Below are 17,576 nucleotides of genomic sequence, written 5' to 3'. Positions count from 1 at the left end.
AGAAATTAGATGGTCACCGCGTCAATGACGAACCGGTAGCGGACGTCGGATTTCAGCACACGCTCGTAGGCGGTGTTGATGTCCTCGGCCTTGATGAGCTCGATCTCGGGGGCGATGTTGTGCTCCGCGCAGAAGTTCAGCATTTCCTGGGTCTCGGCGATGCTGCCGATGCCCGAAGATGCGAACGAGCGGCGGTTGCCCATGAGGGCGAAGACCGAGACCGGCAGCGGCTCGGGCGGGGCGCCGACGTTCACGATCGTTCCGTCCAGGCGGAGCAGGGACAGGTACTGCTGCATGTCCACGGGGGCGCTGACAGTGTTGATGATCAGGTCGAAGGTGTTCGCGAGCTTCTCGAACGTGCCCGCGTCGCTGGTGGCGTAGTAGTGCTCGGCACCGAAACGGAGGCCGTCTTCCTGCTTGTTCAACGACTGGGACAGGACCGTCACTTCGGCGCCCATGGCAGCGGCGATCTTGACACCCATGTGTCCGAGTCCGCCCATGCCGACGACGGCGACCTTCTTGCCCGGTCCCGCGTTCCAGTGGGCGAGGGGCGAGTAGGTGGTGATGCCGGCGCAGAGCAGCGGAGCCGCGGCTTCGTACGGGATGCTCTCGGGCACGCTCAGGACGAAGTCCTCGACCACCACGATGGCGGTGGAATACCCGCCCTGCGTGATGCTGCCGTCGCGGTCCACGGCAGTGTAGGTGCCGGTATTTCCGTTCAGGCAGTAGTTCTCCATGCCGGCGAGGCAGTTTTCACATTCCCGGCACGAGTTGACCATGCAGCCAACGCCCACACGGTCGCCGACCTTGTGCGCGGTGACATCCGCACCAACCTCGGCCACGGTGCCCACGATTTCGTGGCCGACAACCTGCGGGTACGCGATGGGTCCCCATTCGCCGCGGACGGTGTGGATGTCCGAGTGGCAGACACCGGCATAGGCAATGTCGATGAGGACGTCATGCGGGCCGACCTCGCGGCGTTCGATCGTGGTGGGAACCAGCGGATCGGTGGCGGAGGGGGCTGCGTAAGCGCGTGCGGTAGTCATATTTCTCCAAGCTGTGGGGTAACAGTGCCATAGGGCACCTAAGGCACAAGTCCGATCCTGCGCTATTTATTTCCGCAGGGGGCGACGACGGCGGATCCGGCCCGCTTCGAGCCCGGACGCCGACCCGGAGCAACAGCGGCGCTCCGGTCCGGCCGGCAGCACCTGCCTGACAAGGGGGATCAGCAACCAGTTCCTGTCCGGACGGTAATGCCTATAATTAAGAACGCGTTTTCCGCATGTGGGACCCTGCGGTCCCTAATAGCTTCGTATGTGCCCCGTATTGGTGATGTAAGTGACTTTTGTCCGTGCCGATTCTGTCCGCTCCAGTTCCGGAGCAGCCGCTCGCCGTTCTTCACCCTCGGCCTCGCGCGGCCTGCTCATTGATTGGGATCCCGCGACCTTCCGGCAAACACTGGAGCGGTTTGCCGGGGACCAACCTGTCGCAGTCCCCCATGCGGACGCCGGAACCGGCTCTCCGTTTCCCTTCCGCCTTCAGATCTTGGACGCCGATGTTCCGCCGCCGATCATGCTGCACCCGCGTTGGGAGCAGGCGCTGGCGGGTTTCGTCCGGGAACAGGCCCGGGGCGTGCCGCTGGGCGCCGGAAACCGGAACTACAAGGACCGCAACCCGAAGTGTGAGGTAGCCGTGGCCCTCACGCCCCTGCGCGTGCTTGCCGGGGAAAGGAGCACGGAAGAGCTTCAGGCCATCGCTTCCGGCCTGGAACTGCCCTGGCTGCGTTCCTATCTCTCCTTCCGCCATGAGACCGCCATCCACTCAGTGTTGCGCATGAGCTCTCATGAAAAGGCCGCCGCACTGCGGGAAACAGCCGACGCGGTGCACCGGATCCGGGACGTTGAGGGACCGGCCGCCGAGGCGGCCGCCGTAGTACGCCGGCTGCAGCCGATTTTCCCAGACGACCGGGGCGTCCTGCTGGCCGTCTGCATGCAGCTGATCCAGCTGGATCCCGGGCAGGTAGCCGTGATACCCCCCGGGTGCCTGCATACCTATCTGTCCGGCCAAGCAGCAGTGGTGATGGGCCACTCCGATAATGCGCTGCAGGCAGGCTTGACCAAGGAGCGCGTGGACCTCTGCGAGCTCCAGGTCCTGACGGGCGACGGACAGCCGCAGCCTTCTCCCCTGCCTGTTGCCGACGTCGACGACGGCGAGCAGCGCATTCCGCTCTGGAGCGACGATCTGGACCTGCGGCGGGTGGTCGTAGGGGATGATCCGAAGCCCGCCCGGCTGGGACCGTTCAGCGTAGTGCTCGCCGCGATGGAACCCGCCGCCATCACCGTAGATGAGGTCACAACGGATCTGGAGCCCGGAGCGAAGATCTTGTACGCCGGGGACCCCGTAACAGCCACGTTCACGGGGCCGGCCCAGATTTTCGTGGCCTCAAGGGCCTAGCTGCTCCCCCCATCGCTGTACTCGCGTTCGTCGGAACGTTTCCGGCAAACGTCAGCGGACAGCGAACCCGGCGTCGCGGATGGCCTGCTTGACCTTGGCGATGGCATCGTCGGGCCCGAAGTGGAAGACCGAGGCGGCCAGGACGGCGTCGGCCCCGGCGATCACGGCGGCCGGGAAGTGCTCGGGCACGCCGGCACCGCCGGAGGCGATCAGCGGCACCTTTACTGCCGCGCGGACGGCCCGAATCATTTCCAGGTCGAAGCCCTCGCGGGTGCCGTCGGCGTCGATGGAGTTCAGCAGGATCTCCCCCACGCCCCGGTCCGCTGCCTCGCGGGCCCAGGCGACGGCGTCGATCCCTGTGCCCCGGCGGCCGCCGTGCGTGGTGATTTCGAAACCCGACGGCGTGGCGCCGTCGTGCGTTCGCCGTGCGTCCACGGAGAGCACCAGCACCTGCGAACCGAAGTGGCGGGTGATCTCGTCGATGACGTCCGGGCGGGCGACGGCGGCCGAGTTGATCGAGGCCTTGTCCGCGCCGGAGCGCAGCAGCCGGTCGACGTCGGCGATGCCGCGCACTCCCCCGCCCACGGTCAGCGGAATGAAGACTTCCTCGGCGGTCCGGGAGACGACGTCGAACACGTTGTCGCGGTTGCCCGAGGATGCCGTGACGTCCAGGAAGGTCAGCTCGTCGGCTCCGGCGCGGTCATAGCGGTGCGCCAGCTCCACGGGGTCTCCGGCGTCGCGCAGGCCCTCGAAATTGATGCCCTTGACCACGCGGCCGGCGTCGACGTCCAGGCAAGGAATGACGCGGATCGCAACACTCATGGTGGTCCTCCCCTAGATCCGGCAGGCGTGGATGGTGCTCACGAGGATGGCGCGGGCGCCCAGGTCGTAGAGCTCGTCCATGATCCGGTTCGTGTCGGATTTTCTGATCATGGAGCGCACGGCCACCCAGCCGCTGTCCTGCAGGGGTGAGACGGTGGGCGATTCCAGGCCCGGTGTCAGGGCTGCCGCCTGGTCGACGAGTTCGCGGCGCACGTCGTAGTCCATCATTACGTACTGGTGCGCCACCTGGACGCCGCGCAGGCGGCGGATCAGGACGTCGACGCCGGCGGGGTTTTCCCCGCGGCGGCCGATCAGGATGGCCTCGGACTTCAGGATCGGCTCGCCGAAGATTTCCATGCCGGCGGCGCGCAGCGTGGTTCCGGTTTCGACGACGTCGGCGATCGCGTCGGCGACGCCGAGGCGCACCGAAGACTCCACGGCGCCGTCAAGCCGTACCACCGAGGCGTTGATGCCGCGGTCCGTCAGGTAGTTGCGCAGCAGTGCGTCGTAGCTGGTGGCCAGGCGCTTGCCCTCGAGCTCCTCGATGGCGGTAAAGTCGCCTGCCGGTCCGGCGAAGCGGAAGGTGGACTTGGCGAAGCCCAGGTTCATCAGCTCCTCCGCGTCCACCTCGGCGTCCAGGAACAGGTCGCGGCCGGTGATGCCGACGTCGAGCGTTCCGGCGCCGACGTAGACGGCGATGTCGCGGGGGCGGAGGAAGAAGAATTCAATGTCGTTGTCCGGATCCACCAGGACCAGTTCGCGGCTGTCGCGGCGCTGGCGGTAGCCCGCTTCGGAGAGCATGGCGGAGGCGGATTCGGAGAGGGATCCCTTGTTGGGGACGGCTACACGGAGCATGGGAGGCATCTTTCGCTGGAAGTCACTGAGGTTGGGGTGAGGTTGCCGGCGGGGCCACGCGCTGGTTCAGCGCGCGGCTAGAGATGCTTGTAGACGTCCTCGAGGGTCATGCCTTTGGCGAGCATGAGTACCTGCAGGTGGTAGAGCAGCTGGGAGATTTCTTCGGCGCATTCGGCTTCGGATTCGTACTCGGCGGCCATCCAGACTTCGGCGGCTTCCTCGACAATCTTCTTTCCGATGCCGTGAACGCCCGACTCGAGTTCGGTCACCGTGCGCGAACCGGCGGGGCGGTTCTGCGCTTTCTCGCTCAGCTCTGCAAAGAGGTCTTCGAAGGTTTTCACAGGTCAAGGCTACGCTGTGCCGCGGGTTGGGGCTCAATTGGGGGTCGGGGTGTGACGGGGACGGCCTATAGCGTCTCACCCCGTGTAGGTAGCGAGGGTTGTGACGGCTGCCTGGGGACGTCTCTCCTGACGGCATGTACCAGAGCCTCGATCCCAGGAGTCGGCTGGCGGGTATTCAGCGTCGGTGACGGGGCTACAGAGCCTGATTGGATTGAGTTCCCGCGAGATGCCCTTTCGGACGATCCCCGGCGCTACGTCTCGACAGATCAGATGCCTGCCGACTAAAGCTAGGAACCCACCTCGATGGGCGGTGCGGCCCTCTTGCCGCGCTCGCTCCCAAACACTTACTGTGGCCATGAGCGCAGCCGAGGAATTCAGCGGCACGGTCCGTATCGGCGGCGTGGACGTCCAGATCATCAAGGGCCACGGCGTCTTGCCCAAGGGAACCGCCGTCGCTACTCCGGGCAGAACCAAGCGCGGGCGTAAGCCAGCAGCCGGGAGCGTCCAGGTGAAATCAATCAAGGATGCCGGCGCCTATGGTCCTGAAGCAGTCGCGCGCAGGGTCGTCGACGCACTGGGCAACAACGTCACCGCCAAGCTTCTCGGGGTTTCACAGGACGGGCCGGGCCGGTGGGCAACCGGCGTCGACCGCCCTTCGGAGACCAACCGGGCCAAGCTCGCGGACCTGGACACGCTCGTCGGACACCTGCTGGCAACCTTCACACCGGAACAGGCCGCACTGTGGCTTGAGGGTCAGGATCCTTTTCTGCGGGCGCGGCCGATCGATGTTTTTGCGCAGGAAGGGCCCGGCCGGCTCATCGAGGCCATGAAGGCGTATGCGCAGGGCGCGTTCGCCTAGATGGAGTTCTACCGTGTCCTGAACTGGGATCCCGCGGCCACAGACGCGACCGAGAACGGCCATCCCCTGTTCGTGTGGCCGGATCAGGGAAACGGCAGGGTGGATGATCCGGCGGCGGAGTACCGGGTGCTGTACGTCGGATCGCATCCCGAGGCGGCAGTCGCAGAAGCCCCGGGGCGGTTCCCGACGTGGGCGCAGGGGGTCCTGGACGTTCCTCGGGCGGCGCCTGCCGGCAGCCGGAAAGCCCTGGTGAAATACACGGGCACGCCGCGGGTGCTTGATCTGGACGATCCGCGCGTGCTTTTGGACTTGGGGCTTCGCCCCAGCCAGGTCATCACTCGCGAATACGCAGTGACCAGAGAGTGGGCGCGCAGCATTTACGAATCGAATCAGCACGACGGCGTCTCGTGGTGGTCCTTCTACGGGTCCCAGCGGGCTTCGGTCGGCCTGTGGGACTGGTCCTCGCTGACCGTGGACGACGATCCCGAGATCCTCACCCTGGACCACCCAGCTGTTGAGGGGGCTGCAGCCGAAATCCTCAGGCCCATAGTGCGGAAGCACGAGAGGCCAGGCCCGGACGCGGGCAAGTATCGCAGTTCACGGTGAATAGCCCGCCTCGGATCATGGGCCCGCGAGCGCGACGCCGGTATACGCGGCGAGGGAAGCCAACAGATCATTCTGAAAACCCTCATCAGGCACCGCGGGATGCGGAGCCCGGGGCTCCTGGTGGAACCAGTACCGGCCGCTCACCATGGCAGCGGGGTCCTCCGTTGTCGCAAGCCAGACCTGGGTGACGTCGGCCAGGCTCAGATCGTCGGGCGCGCTGGGCCCGCCCATCCTTGTCGGCGCCCACCCCGGGTCGAGGGCGTGTGCCAGCACGTCCGGCCACAATCGTGCCACCGCAGCCATGAGCGTGGTGACGAACAGCTTCGAGTTGGAGTAGGAGCGCGTCGCGCGGCTGCCGCTCCAGTCGATGCCGGCAAGGTCGGGAGGCCCGCCATGGTGCATGCCGCTGCTGAGATAGATCAGGCGCCCCGGGCGTTCCATTTCCGCAGTGAGTACATACGGGGCCACCACATTGACGGGCAGGACCGACGAGCCGTTCATAGTCCCGGCGTTGTGGATGACGGCATCGAACCGTCCCAGCCCGTTCGCCTGCGCCACAAACTCACGGACTTCGGGCAAACGACTCAGGTCACCGACAACCTCCCCGGCACCTCGCTCAATGAGATCCTGAACGGCGCTCAGCCGAGCCGGTGTCCGCGCGTGGACGACGACGTCGTGCCCCTGCTCGAGGAGCCTCATGGCAGTCGACCGCCCAATGCCGTCAGTTGACCCGGTGACAAGGACGCGTGCCACGATGCTCCCCCGCCTTCTCGTCACCACGGTTGACATGATCGGCCTCAAAACGCGTGCCGCCAACCAGTCTTCCGCCCCTGCCTCGGTTGCGGGAGGGTCCAGGGCCCGCCGGACCACGCCTGCGCCGAAACACGTAGGCTGACGCCGTGAACGGGACAACTGAGGAGAAACGCTCATGACCACCATCGGCATACTTGGCGCCGGCCAAGCCGGAAGCACCCTGGCCCGTGCGGCCATCGCCGCAGGTTACGACGTCGTCATCGCCAATTCGCGCGGTCCCGAGACCCTGGAGAGCCTGATCAGTGAGCTGGGTCCGCGGGCCCGGGCTGCCTACACCGCCGACGCCGCAGCCGCAGCTGACTTCGCTGTCCTAGCCTTCCCCTACTCCCCCGACAGCACACTGCCGGTCGATGAACTCGAGGGAAAGGTCGTGATCGATAACAACAACTACATGGTCTGGCGCGACGGAAACTATCCGGAGGTCGACTCCGGCCGCCAGACCATTCATGAGCTGCGCCAGGAACAGCTGCCCGCCTCGAAGCTCGTTAAGGCGTTCAGCCACGTCCAGTTCCACGGGCGCTCCGAGATCCGAGTCCCCGGCGATGCGCTGCCGGCGGTGATCCGGCTGGCAAGGCCGGCCGGTGCTCCTGACCGGAAGGCGCTGGTTGTCTCGAGCGACTATCCGGACGCCGTCGAAGTGGTCAGCCGCTTCTACGGCGATCTCGGATTTGACGCCGTTGACAACAGTCCCCTGAGCGAATCGTGGCGCAGCGCTCCCGGAACACCGATGTGGCGCCACCATGTGGACGGTCAGAGCCGCGAGGAACTCATCCGCAACCTGCAGCTCGCCCGGCGCATCGGTTGAAGGCCGCGGCCACCGGAAGGGGAGCCGTGCAGATGCCCACGAACAGACTAAAGTGTTTCCGGGATTTTGCGCCCGGGAAACAGCGTCGAATATTGTCGCCGATACATTCGGCGCCCCACGAGGCGGTAGGCAAGTCGGACCGGCGCAGGGATTTCCTTGAAGAAAGCCTTTCGGTCGTCCGGAGGGTTCGTGGCCATCATCATCCCGAGGTAGCCCACCAAAAACTTCTTGTCGAACTGTTCGATCCCGTGCTGACCGACCGCGTCCATTTCCTTTTCGCTCAACACCCTGTCCACCACGGGCATCACCTCAGTGACTTCGCGGCGCAGGTGCACTTTAAGCAGAGCGGAGAGGTCCTCATAGCGTTCAGCGAGTTCCTCGCCGGCCGCCGCGTTTGCCGTCTCCATCCAGCGTCGCCGGACCGGTTCGATGTGTTCAAGCCCCTGCCCCACCTGCCGATGTTGTTCCAGCATCTGCGCTACATGCAGGGCGCACCCCGGTGCCCGGCCAGCCAGTCGAGGGTACATCAGCAGGTCTTCACCCTCGTGGTGGATGTGCAGCACGCCGTCGAAGTTTCCGAGCACTTCCCCAACGTATGCGGCGCGATGCGTATCTCCAATAGGGCTGGACCGCACCAGGCCGGGTGCCTCATCGTAGGCCCAAAGGAAAAAACGGTGAACGCGCCGCATTCCGACCGTCCCGGTACAGAGGATGGGCCCCGGCGGCAATGGGGCCGGGGCCTCGCCCGGCTCGGCCGTAAAAAAGTCAGCCATTTGGATCGCCCCTTAAAGAGTTCATCCAAGACTGAGGCCGTTCCCCGCGAGTATCTTAAAGTCTTTCCTCAATCAGCACAATGGCTTAAGCCATCGGGGGAGCTTCAGCGGTCAGGCCTTTCCGAAGTGCTGACCCCGGCCCGCCCTTTCTACTGAGACCGGGCGCGAAGGTAGCTTGCGGCTGCCGGATTCCTCCGATGGACATCTTCGCGAAACTTTTCCCGCCCTGCAGCAGCAACGGCGCCGGCTTTCACAGGTCGCCGACGCCAAAGGGCCCTCACAGCTCGGTCACTACGACCGTGGAACCGGGGCCGCTCCTATCCGGAGGCAGCAGCCGTCCGGCGGGCGGTTCCGCGGTTGAGCGCCAGATGTCCGCCCAGGAATCCGGCTCCCATCATGATTCCGTTTCCAGCGAGGCTCAGCGCGACGCCCAAACCGTGGCGGCCGCGCAGCCTGGCGATCAGGGAACCGATCTGAAGGAAGGTGGCGGCATCGGTGCCAAGGGCATGAACCGCGCCGATCCGCCGCTCTTCCCCGGCCATCCACGACCAGTCGCTGGCGCCGGCAAAGGCTGTCGGCACTGCCGCCGCCGATCCCGCTGCCACCAGGAGTGCGGCGCTGCGGCGTGCCTCAACTCCGCCGGCCAAATCGAGAAGGGACGCACTGAACCAGCAGCCCAGAGTCAGATCGGTGAGTGGCGGATGGATCGAGTGGCCCAGGATATCGGTGTGAAACGCGCTGTTCTTGACCCAGTCGAGAACCGGCCGGTACAGGCGTTCCTGGACGTCGGCCAGCCGTTCCGAGACGGAACTCCCGGCCACGGCCCGGGCCAGTCGTTGCGGCGCTGAAACTTCAGTCACCTCGTTTACGCTACGCCGTCGTCGCGGGGGTGCATAGGGGCGCCGTGTCCTTCGCGCGGCACGGCGCCCGACGACGGCGGCCGGCCCAGGTGGGCAAGGGCGGCACGCGCCGGGAGCGCCCCTTGTTACTCCTCCGCAGTGACCAGATTGCTCCGCCCGGTGGCGTGGCCGCGGTGGTCCAGGATCTGGCCGAACTGCTTGACACTGCGCAGGACAACGGAACGGTCCGCCGTCGAAACACCGGGGAGCTTCACCTCCAGATGCTGTTCCAGGCGCTGGACTTCGGCCAGGCTCTTCAGCCAGACACCCATGATTACGTCGTACGGTCCCACGGTGTGCGACACCAGCCGGAGCTCGTCCAGGTTCTGCAGCCGGGTGGCAACGCCGTCGAGCTTGGAAGCCGGAACCCGCAGGAAATACCAGGCACTCACCGGCCAGGCCGAAACGCCCCGCACCAGATCGGTCCGCTGCTGCAGCCGTCCGGAAGCGCTCATCTGTGCCATGGTGTCGCGGATGTGGCGCGGACTCTCGTCCAAAGCCGATCCGATCGCCGTCGCGGTCGCCCGGCCGTCGGAATTCAGCACGGCGGTAATGTGCCGCTCCAGCTCGATATTCTTACCGGCCGCCCGGCGGTTCCCGGCAGGAGCCAGGGCCTGAACCTGCTGCGTCTCCAGCGCATCCAGCGCCCGGACCCGCCATGCGCTGCCGTCGTACACATTGCGCGCAATCGGATGGCTGTGCGTGGATTCAATGCCGTCGATGCGCGGCAGTTCCTCCAGCAGGTAGGTCCACAGCGCGGCATCGGTGGGCGTGGCAATGGTGGCCACAATGTCCCGGCCACCCGCGGTAAGGTCCACGCCGATGGCTTCCGGGGTCTCGGCCAGGGCATCCGCCACCCGCAGGTTCGCCCCCGAGTGGCAGTTGACCTCAACAAGGGCTCCCGCCTCCCAGCTGTCCGGATCAAAGGTGCTGATCCACGCCGTTCCGCTGGCGTGCAGGTCCCGCCAGCGGCGGTTCAGCGTGGCCGCGTCGGCACCGATGATCGGCGCCAGCTGGGCCCACGGCGCCCGGGGAGCTATCTGCAGGGCGTTGATAATGCGAAGATCCAGCGCATTCAGGGAACTATCCGGCATACCACCCTCGTTTTGATGACAAATCCTGCAGATTATTCGTTGGAACGGACCTGGTCTGTATTTTGAGGACGATACCATCGCGCGTTACCGATCGAGAACGGATGAGTATGAAGTCCTCCCCCAGCACCAGCGGCACCCTGGCCAACGGCACCAAAGCCGCCGGCGGCGCCGTCGGCTTCCTTATCGTCATGGAGCTCGGCTCCGGGCTGCTCCAGGGCTGGTTTCCGCCCCTGCTGGCCCGCATCGGCGATGATTTCTCGGTCGATGACGCGGCCCTGAACTGGGTCAGTGTGGTGTATCTGCTCATGACCGTCGCCTTTGTGCCGATCATCGGCAAGCTGGGTGACCTCTACGGCCACAAACGGATGCTGCTGGTCACGGTGAGCATGGTGGCAGTGGGTTCGCTGGTCGTGGCCTTTGCCCCCAGCTTCGGCGTCCTGCTGCTGGGCCGCGCCCTGCAGGCACCACTGGGTGCCTTCCTGCCGCTGGAATTCGCCATCGTCCGGAGCCGGAACGCTGAAACCGCCAGCCGGAGCATCGCCAAGCTGGTCGGCGCGCTCACCGTGGGCGGAGCCGTCGGCGCCATGGTCTCGGGCATCCTCCTGGCCATGATCGACAACCTGACCGTGGTTCTCTTGGTGCCGGCGGTCTTCATGTTCCTGTGCATCCCCGTCGTGGCCTGGCTGGTGCCGGAAACCACCGCGCGCAGCGCCGGCACGGTCGACTGGCCCGGCGCCGCCCTGCTCACCATCGGCCTGCTGCTGACCCTGCTGGGCATCGCCAACGCGAGCAACTGGGGCTGGGGCTCGGGTCTGACGATCGGCTCCATCGTTCTCGGACTGGCGCTGCTGGCCCTTTGGCTGCAGGTTGAGCGCAAGGTCAAGTACCCGCTCGTCGACCTCAAGGTGCTCACGACGTCGGGCATCGGCCTGCCCATCCTCGCTGCCGCCCTGTTCGGCGCGCAGATGTTCGGATCGCAGACCGCGGGCTCACTGTTCATTCTCACGGATCCGGACACGCACGGCTTTGGCCTGGGCCTGTCGCCGGGAAGCGTCGGCCTCCTGTTCCTGATCCTGGCGCTGGCCACCTTCGCCGGAGCCACCCTCGGCGACCGGATCGCGGCCCGCATCACCGCCAAGTCCACAGTGGTTTTGGGGTCGCTGCTGGGCGTCGGATCGTACGTGGCGATGATCGGCCTCTCCACCAGCACGATGCCCTTCCTGGCTGCCATGCTGATCGGCGCCTTCGGCAACGGCCTGATCCTCGGGGTCCTGCCCGCGATCGTGGTGAGAAAGTCGCCCGAGGACTCCGTCGCCGTCGCCTCCGCGCTCTACAACACGTCGCGAACCGCCGCCGGCTCCGTGGGCGGCGCCGTGTTCGCCCTGGTCATGTCGGCCTTCCTCGTCACGCTCCAGATCGACGGCGAAAGCACCACCGCCTCCGCCAACGCGTCCTACCTCATGGTGTGGGGCATCTGCGCGGCGCTGTCACTGGCTCTGGCGCTGGTGGCCCTGCGGTTCCGGGGCGACGGCGAAGCAGCCGCGGCACCGCAAGCCGTCGGCGCAGAAACAGCTCCGCCCGCCCCCGCCCAGGGGGACCGCACCGTATGACTACGACGACGACAACGGCCGCCCAGGTGACCGCCGCCAAGGCCGCCATCCGGGAGCGCCTCGGCCAGCACCGGCCCGGACTTCTGGCCCTGTCCGCGGAGCTGCACGCCGATCCGGAGGTGGCGTTCAACGAACACCGCTCCGCGGGACGCGTGGCCGCACAGCTGTGGGACGCCGGGTTTGCGACCACGGTGGGCTGTTACGGCTTGCCGACCGCCATCGAAGCGGTCTACGGCACGGGGTCTTTCCGGGTGGTGATCTGCGCCGAATACGATGCGCTGCCCGAGATCGGACACGCCTGCGGTCACAACATCATCGCGGCGGCGGCGGTAGGCGCGGCGGTCTCGCTGGCAGCAGTGGCTGACGAGCTGGACCTGACAGTGGTTTTGCTGGGCACCCCGGCGGAGGAAGAGGGCGGCGGCAAGGTTCTGCTGCTGGACGCCGGCGCCTTCGCGCAGGCCGACATCGCGCTGATGGCCCATCCCACGCCCGGTGGAGACATTGACTGCACCGGAACGTCGTCGCAGGGCTGCGACCGGTTCCGGGTGATGTTCCGGGGCAAGGCCTCGCACGCGGCCGCGGCGCCCGCAGACGGCGTCAACGCACTGAATGCGGCGACGGTGGCCCAGGTCGCCATTGGCCTGTTGCGGCAGCAGCTGCCCGACGGCGTCCGCATCAACGCACTGGTGACTGCCGGCGGCTCGGCCATCAATGTGATTCCGGACTATTCGGAGCTCGCGCTCGAAGTCCGGGCCCTTGATGTGGACGTGCAGAACGACACCACGCACAAGGTGCTGCTCGCCTGCGAAGGAGCCGCACTGGCCACCGGCTGCACCTGGTCCGTGGAGCAGCCCTCCCCCGCGTATCTGCCGGTCCTCCAGCATGAAGCGCTTCTCCGCCTCTGGAACCGGAACCTCACGGCGACCGGCCGCACCCTCGTGGCCCCGCCGGCAGCCGGCGGCGGGGGCGGGTCAACCGACATGGGGAACGTGTCGCAGGCGATGCCGGCCATCCATCCGGTCATCGCCGTTCTCGGTGCCCGCGGAATGCCGCACACCGCAGCCTTCGCGGACGAAACTTCCGGTCCGGCAGCCGACGCCGCGGTAATGGATGCGGCACTGGCGCTGGCGTGGACCGCTGCCGATGCCGCCGCCGATTCGGAGCTGCGGGCCTCTCTGCAGAGCGCGCGGCGCACGAGGCAAGCCCGGTCCTGACCCATATCCAGCGGCGCGTCAGGAGGGAACGACGCCGGTCAGCTGCAGAATGGGGAACACCAGAGCGGGGGAACTCGTCATGAGGTTCACGAGCAGATGAGCGATGGTGACCGGCAGCAGGCGTCGTTGGGCGCGGACGATGAGCGCCGAACCGAGCCCCCAGACGGTAAATGCGGAGACGTACACGATCATCGCGTCGGTGGTCGGCGCGAAGAACGCATGCTGCGCTCCGAAAGCCAGGGCACAGACCAACATCGCCGGCCACGGCGACCATGCCGCCGACAGCCGGGACTGGGCATAACCGCGGTAGACAGCCTCCTCGGCAGGCGCATTCAGTGGCGCAAACGTTGCAACCGCCAGAGCGCCGAGGGCCAGCGCCCACAGGGGCGATGCAATCGTAGCGGCGTCAGGATCGTAGAACACGGTCTCGAAGGCCTCGAACATCCCAGGTCCGTGCAGCAACCACATCGTTCCCATAACGGCGAGCACGAACGGCACGAAGAGGACGGCAATCCACAGCAGCCCCCACGCCGCGTCTCGCGGCACCGACCGGCGCGGTGCGAAGAGCGACCGCAGGGTCCGACCCTCACTCTGGAGCAGACGGGACACCAGCAGCAACGAGACGATGTTCACCGGAAGGAGGCTGAGTGACGCCAGCATCGGCGTGGGCGGGAACGACGCCGTACCCTCGACGGCGCGCACAAGGAGCCACACGGTGACCGTTGCCACCGCGACCAGCCCGAGGCGGAGCAGCAGAAGAGCACCTGCCCGCCGACCTGCCCGCACGGCGTCGAAGTCCGGCCCGGCGGCGTCCGCCCCGGCATCTTCCAAGACCTCGGGAGGTTCCATGACGACAGGGTAGCAATCCGCCTTGCCCTGCGTACCCTGAGGTTATGGAAGCCGAAGTCCGGAATCTGAGGCTCCGCACGGGCATCACGGTGCCGTGCCTCGTCCAAGGCGAGACCGGAGCCCGGCCGGTGCTGCTGCTGCACGCCTGGGGCGAATCGCGCCGGAGTTTCGACCGTCTTGTCCCCCGGCTGACCGGCTTCAGGGTTTATGCCCCCGACCTCCGCGGGCAGGGCGATGCGGAGAAACCGGTGGACGGCTATTCTCTGGCAGAGCAGGCCGAGGACGCCGCAGCGATTCTGCAGGCCCTCCGGGTGCCGCGGGCGTTCGTCGTCGGCTCCTCCAGCGGCGGTTACGTGGCCCAGCAGCTGGCCGCAGATCACCCCGGCCGGGTGGCGGCGCTGGTGCTGGTGGGCTCGCCCTTGACCCTCAGGGGCCGGCCCGCGTTCGCCGACGACGTCGACGGCCTGTCGGATCCCGTCCCTGAGGACTGGGTGCGCAATTCGCTGTCCTGGTTTCCCCTGCGGCACGAGGTTCCCGCCGAGTTTCTTGAGGACCGGGTGCGCGACGGCGTCAGAATGCCCGCGCACGCATGGAAGTCCATCCTGAACGGCTTGTGCACGGCCGCGCCGCCGACCGAGACCGGGACTATTTCCGCCCCCACGCTGATCCTGTGGGGCGGCGAGGACGACTTGCTCCCACGCAGGGACCAGGAACATCTGGCGGCTCGCACAGCGGGCCTGTTGAAGGTTTACCCCGATGTGGCGCACCTGGTCTTGTGGGAGGTCCCGGATCAGGTCGCAGCGGACACGACAGCGTTCCTTGATTCTCTGAACTGAGGCGGCAGGGAGGACCCCACGCGATGGCAGGCACCGCCGGCAGCCCCGCAGGCCGCGGACGACTGCTGCTCGTGGCCGTCCTGGCCACCTTCATCGCCTTCCTGGACGGCTCCATCGTCACCGTCGCCCTGCCCGCAATCAGTGCCGAGCTCGGTGGCGGCCTGCCCACCCAGCAGTGGGCGGTGAACGCCTACCTGCTCACCCTCGGCGCGCTGATTCTGCTCGCCGGCTCGCTCTCGGATTCCTACGGCCGGCTGCGGATCCTGCGCCTCGGCCTGATCGGTTTCGGCGCGGCATCGGTGGCCTGCGCGCTGGCCTGGAGCCCGGGCATCCTCATCCTGGCCCGGGCGCTGCAGGGGATGGCCGCGGCGCTGCTGGTGCCGGGCTCGCTGGCACTGATTACGACGGCGTATCAGGAGCCCGAGCGGTCCCGCGCCATTGGCCGGTGGACGGCCTGGACCGGGACGGCTGTGATCGTCGGTCCTCTGGCGGGCGGAGTGTTGGTGGACTGGGTCAGCTGGCGGCTGATTTTCGCGGTCAACGTGCTGCCGGTCGCGGCCACCCTTCTCCTCATGGCCGGGCTGCCGGAAAACGCCGTCCGGCGGCGCACCGCCCTGGACGTTCCCGGCGCGCTGCTGGCCGTTGCCGGGCTCGCCGGTCCGGTCTATGCGCTGATTGAACAGGAGCGGCTCGGCTGGGCGCATCCCGCCGTCGTCGTCCCCTTGGCCGCTGGCGTGTTCGCGCTGGGACTCTTTGTCCTGCGCGAAGCCCGCACACCGGTGCCGATGATGCCGCTGTCCCTGTTCCGCGCCCGGAACTTCCGGTACGGGAACCTGGTGACCGCTGCCGCCTATGCCGCCATTTCGCTGGGCTCGTTCGCCGTGACCGTCTTCATCCAGGAGGCCGGCGGCTACTCAGCGATCGAGGCGGGCTTCGCCTCCCTCCCCGTGCCGGTGGCCATGCTGCTGCTCTCCACGCAGTTCGGCAAACTCGCCGGCCGTTACGGCCCGCGGCTGTTCATGACGGTGGGGCCGCTCCTGTGCGGCGCCGGTTTCCTGCTGATGCTGACGGTGAGTCCGCCGCTGGATTTCCCCACCCAGCTGCTGCCCGGGCTGCTGCTCTTCAGCCTCGGGCTGTCGGTCATGGTGGCCCCGCTGACCTCTGCGGTCCTCGGGGCGCTCCGCGAAGAGGAGGCCGGCATCGGCTCGGCGGTCAACAATGCCGTTGCGCGGGTTGCCGGGCTGGTGGCCATTGCGCTGGCCGGAACCATTTCCGGCGGCGCCCTGGATTACCCGGGTTTCCAGCGGACCGCCTTGGCGACGGCGGCGCTGCTTGTCGCGGCCGGCCTGATCGCCGCCGTCGGGATCCGGACGCCCCAGATTCCGGCTGAAGATTAGCCGACCGCACATGTTCCCAGCCTTCGTGACTGGTGTGACTGTTGCGACCCCACCCGCCCCAGCAGTGAACAAACAGTGGGAACCTGTGCGCGGCGAGGGCGGAACGGACCAAACCAGGCCCTGGAGCTACTCCCCCCTGAGCCAGCTCCCGGGTCCAGCGTGCCGGCGGCGGGGTCAGCGGCTCGCTGCCCGGTTCCCGGAAGGCCTACAGTATGTATTCGCCGAAGCGCCTCCATGCCAGCGGCGCCTCCGACTGGGCATCGCCAACGAGACCGCCGTTGGCATACAGCAGCATGTGCAGATCGGTGTGGTCGAAGTCCCGGACCGCACCGTTGATCGCCAGGATGACTTCGGTCTTGGACTCGGCATAGTCATTCATATCGTCCCACTGCTTCTCGAGCAGAGTTCTCTTGGTTCTCTCGTAGAGGACACGGTCCTCTACGTTGCGACGCAAATGATCGCGAAGAAGTAGATACTCGCCGATTGCAGGATCATCCCGTTCGTATACAGGAACGTGAACATCACGTTCCTGTGTACGTACTAACCGGTGCCGTGGTTCTCGGACCCGCAGTTCGTACCTGGCTGCCAGAAGCGGGTCGAGGTAGTCCTCCTCGGCCGTGATGTCGTCCACTGCGACCACGATGTCGATGATTGGCTTGGCTGCCAATCCCGGGACAGAGGTGGAACCGATATGTTCGATCTCGAAGTACTCACCTCCCAAAGCATCACTAATCCGTCGTCGATGATCGAAATAAGTGTCTGCCCATTTGTCGTCGTGGCTGCAGAGCCCCAGCTCATACTTCTCAGGACCACCGACGAGCTCGACTGATGTGCCGTCTGGACGGCGCGGCTTCCGGCTCTTTTCACATTTGCATCTTCGCAGAGTAGCCCAAGGCCGGCGGCTTGGGTTCCTAAACAGGACCTTCTTCAACGGGCACCTCTCGCCGGCCTGAGCCGGACAATAGTGCACGAAAGGATTCTCAATGAGGAAGTTCCCCGGGAATCCGTGTGGGCGTCAATACTTCGAAAATGGTTGAACAGCTCCGGCTGGGATGTGACTGCTTGAGGTCTGGCACTCGACCCGGAAAGCACCCGGACCTCCCAAAGCTCCTGGAATCGAATATTCGCTAGGCGCGGCAGCGGATTCTTGAAACCGGCATCATGGAAATGCCGACTGTCGGCCCAAAAACCTCAACGTGTGAACTGGTGTGCAGTGTATGAAAAAGTCCGTGGTGTTCAAGGACAGTATGACGTCATGAATTCGGAACAGTGTGACAAGGATGGCCCATAATGACAGACTCTCGGCTAGCCGTTCGCGGAAAATGCGGAAATCTGAGCGGTTGCCTCGA

General features: G+C 66.3%; 18 protein-coding genes. 8 read left to right on the top strand and 10 right to left on the bottom strand.

Going from position 1 to position 17,576, the window contains the following annotated elements; translation table 11 throughout:
* Positions 1-5: 5 nt before the first annotated feature.
* A complete protein-coding gene (locus QNO08_RS07485) occupies positions 6-1,046 on the bottom strand; it encodes an NAD(P)-dependent alcohol dehydrogenase (RefSeq protein WP_229966762.1) in 1,041 nt (346 codons plus the stop codon).
* 292 nt (positions 1,047-1,338) lie between these two features.
* Here QNO08_RS07485 and QNO08_RS07480 point away from each other — a divergent pair, with 292 nt between their 5' ends.
* Positions 1,339-2,454: a cupin domain-containing protein gene (locus QNO08_RS07480; protein ID WP_284015911.1), complete on the top strand. Its 1,116-nt coding sequence runs from the start codon at positions 1,339-1,341 to the stop codon at positions 2,452-2,454.
* 51 nt (positions 2,455-2,505) lie between these two features.
* On the opposite strand, the gene hisF is transcribed toward QNO08_RS07480, so the two are convergent.
* From hisF to QNO08_RS07465, 3 genes are all read right to left on the bottom strand, one after another.
* Complete coding sequence (gene hisF / locus QNO08_RS07475) at positions 2,506-3,276, bottom strand: imidazole glycerol phosphate synthase subunit HisF (protein ID WP_229966764.1); 771 nt, start codon at positions 3,274-3,276, stop codon at positions 2,506-2,508.
* Between the two features lie 12 nt (positions 3,277-3,288).
* Complete coding sequence (gene hisG / locus QNO08_RS07470) at positions 3,289-4,131, bottom strand: ATP phosphoribosyltransferase (RefSeq protein ID WP_229966765.1); 843 nt, start codon at positions 4,129-4,131, stop codon at positions 3,289-3,291.
* Positions 4,132-4,208: 77 nt separating this feature from the next.
* Positions 4,209-4,472 carry a phosphoribosyl-ATP diphosphatase gene (locus QNO08_RS07465; RefSeq protein ID WP_229966766.1) on the bottom strand — a complete coding sequence of 88 codons (264 nt, stop codon included), beginning with the start codon at positions 4,470-4,472 and terminating at the stop codon, positions 4,209-4,211.
* Between the two features lie 355 nt (positions 4,473-4,827).
* On the opposite strand from QNO08_RS07465, the gene QNO08_RS07460 reads away from it, so the two are divergent.
* Entirely contained in the window at positions 4,828-5,331 is a 504-nt protein-coding gene (locus tag QNO08_RS07460; protein WP_229966767.1) for a hypothetical protein, read from the top strand.
* Positions 5,332-5,937, top strand: coding sequence for an RES family NAD+ phosphorylase (locus QNO08_RS07455; RefSeq protein WP_229966768.1), 606 nt, complete (start codon positions 5,332-5,334; stop codon positions 5,935-5,937). It abuts the gene before it with no gap.
* 15 nt (positions 5,938-5,952) lie between these two features.
* Here the strand turns inward: QNO08_RS07455 and QNO08_RS07450 are convergent, their stop codons facing one another.
* Positions 5,953-6,690, bottom strand: coding sequence for an SDR family NAD(P)-dependent oxidoreductase (locus QNO08_RS07450; RefSeq protein ID WP_229966769.1), 738 nt, complete (start codon positions 6,688-6,690; stop codon positions 5,953-5,955).
* Positions 6,691-6,865: 175 nt separating this feature from the next.
* On the opposite strand from QNO08_RS07450, the gene QNO08_RS07445 reads away from it, so the two are divergent.
* Positions 6,866-7,555 carry an NADPH-dependent F420 reductase gene (locus tag QNO08_RS07445; RefSeq protein WP_229966770.1) on the top strand — a complete coding sequence of 230 codons (690 nt, stop codon included), beginning with the start codon at positions 6,866-6,868 and terminating at the stop codon, positions 7,553-7,555.
* A 47-nt stretch (positions 7,556-7,602) separates the two neighbouring features.
* Here QNO08_RS07445 and QNO08_RS07440 read toward each other — a convergent pair whose 3' ends face one another.
* From QNO08_RS07440 to QNO08_RS07430, 3 genes are all read right to left on the bottom strand, one after another.
* Positions 7,603-8,328 carry a hemerythrin domain-containing protein gene (locus QNO08_RS07440; RefSeq protein WP_229966771.1) on the bottom strand — a complete coding sequence of 242 codons (726 nt, stop codon included), beginning with the start codon at positions 8,326-8,328 and terminating at the stop codon, positions 7,603-7,605.
* A gap of 317 nt (positions 8,329-8,645) precedes the next feature.
* Entirely contained in the window at positions 8,646-9,188 is a 543-nt protein-coding gene (locus QNO08_RS07435; protein WP_229966772.1) for a DUF2231 domain-containing protein, read from the bottom strand.
* 125 nt (positions 9,189-9,313) lie between these two features.
* Entirely contained in the window at positions 9,314-10,321 is a 1,008-nt protein-coding gene (locus QNO08_RS07430; RefSeq protein ID WP_229966773.1) for an Lrp/AsnC family transcriptional regulator, read from the bottom strand.
* Between the two features lie 107 nt (positions 10,322-10,428).
* Between QNO08_RS07430 and QNO08_RS07425 the strand changes: the two genes are divergently transcribed.
* Both QNO08_RS07425 and QNO08_RS07420 read left to right on the top strand, forming a co-directional pair.
* Complete coding sequence (locus tag QNO08_RS07425; protein ID WP_229966774.1) at positions 10,429-11,931, top strand: MFS transporter; 1,503 nt, start codon at positions 10,429-10,431, stop codon at positions 11,929-11,931.
* Positions 11,928-13,145: a M20 family metallopeptidase gene (locus QNO08_RS07420; protein ID WP_229966775.1), complete on the top strand. Its 1,218-nt coding sequence runs from the start codon at positions 11,928-11,930 to the stop codon at positions 13,143-13,145. The genes QNO08_RS07425 and QNO08_RS07420 overlap by 4 nt, the downstream gene beginning before the upstream one ends.
* Before the next feature lie 18 nt (positions 13,146-13,163).
* Here the strand turns inward: QNO08_RS07420 and QNO08_RS07415 are convergent, their stop codons facing one another.
* Positions 13,164-13,994, bottom strand: coding sequence for a CPBP family intramembrane glutamic endopeptidase (locus QNO08_RS07415; RefSeq protein ID WP_229966776.1), 831 nt, complete (start codon positions 13,992-13,994; stop codon positions 13,164-13,166).
* A 44-nt stretch (positions 13,995-14,038) separates the two neighbouring features.
* Between QNO08_RS07415 and QNO08_RS07410 the strand changes: the two genes are divergently transcribed.
* Together QNO08_RS07410 and QNO08_RS07405 are read left to right on the top strand one after the other, a co-directional pair.
* A complete protein-coding gene (locus QNO08_RS07410; protein ID WP_229966777.1) occupies positions 14,039-14,830 on the top strand; it encodes an alpha/beta fold hydrolase in 792 nt (263 codons plus the stop codon).
* A gap of 23 nt (positions 14,831-14,853) precedes the next feature.
* Positions 14,854-16,227, top strand: coding sequence for an MFS transporter (locus QNO08_RS07405; protein WP_229966778.1), 1,374 nt, complete (start codon positions 14,854-14,856; stop codon positions 16,225-16,227).
* 205 nt (positions 16,228-16,432) lie between these two features.
* Here QNO08_RS07405 and QNO08_RS07400 read toward each other — a convergent pair whose 3' ends face one another.
* The gene (locus QNO08_RS07400; RefSeq protein ID WP_229966779.1) at positions 16,433-17,158 is read right to left on the bottom strand and encodes a GrpB family protein; all 726 of its coding nucleotides are present in this window, start codon (positions 17,156-17,158) and stop codon (positions 16,433-16,435) included.
* Between the last annotated feature and the right edge of the window lie 418 nt (positions 17,159-17,576).

The organism is Arthrobacter sp. zg-Y820 (assembly GCF_030142155.1).
GTDB lineage: Bacteria > Actinomycetota > Actinomycetes > Actinomycetales > Micrococcaceae > Arthrobacter_B.
This window is presented reverse-complemented; position numbering and strand designations above follow the sequence as displayed.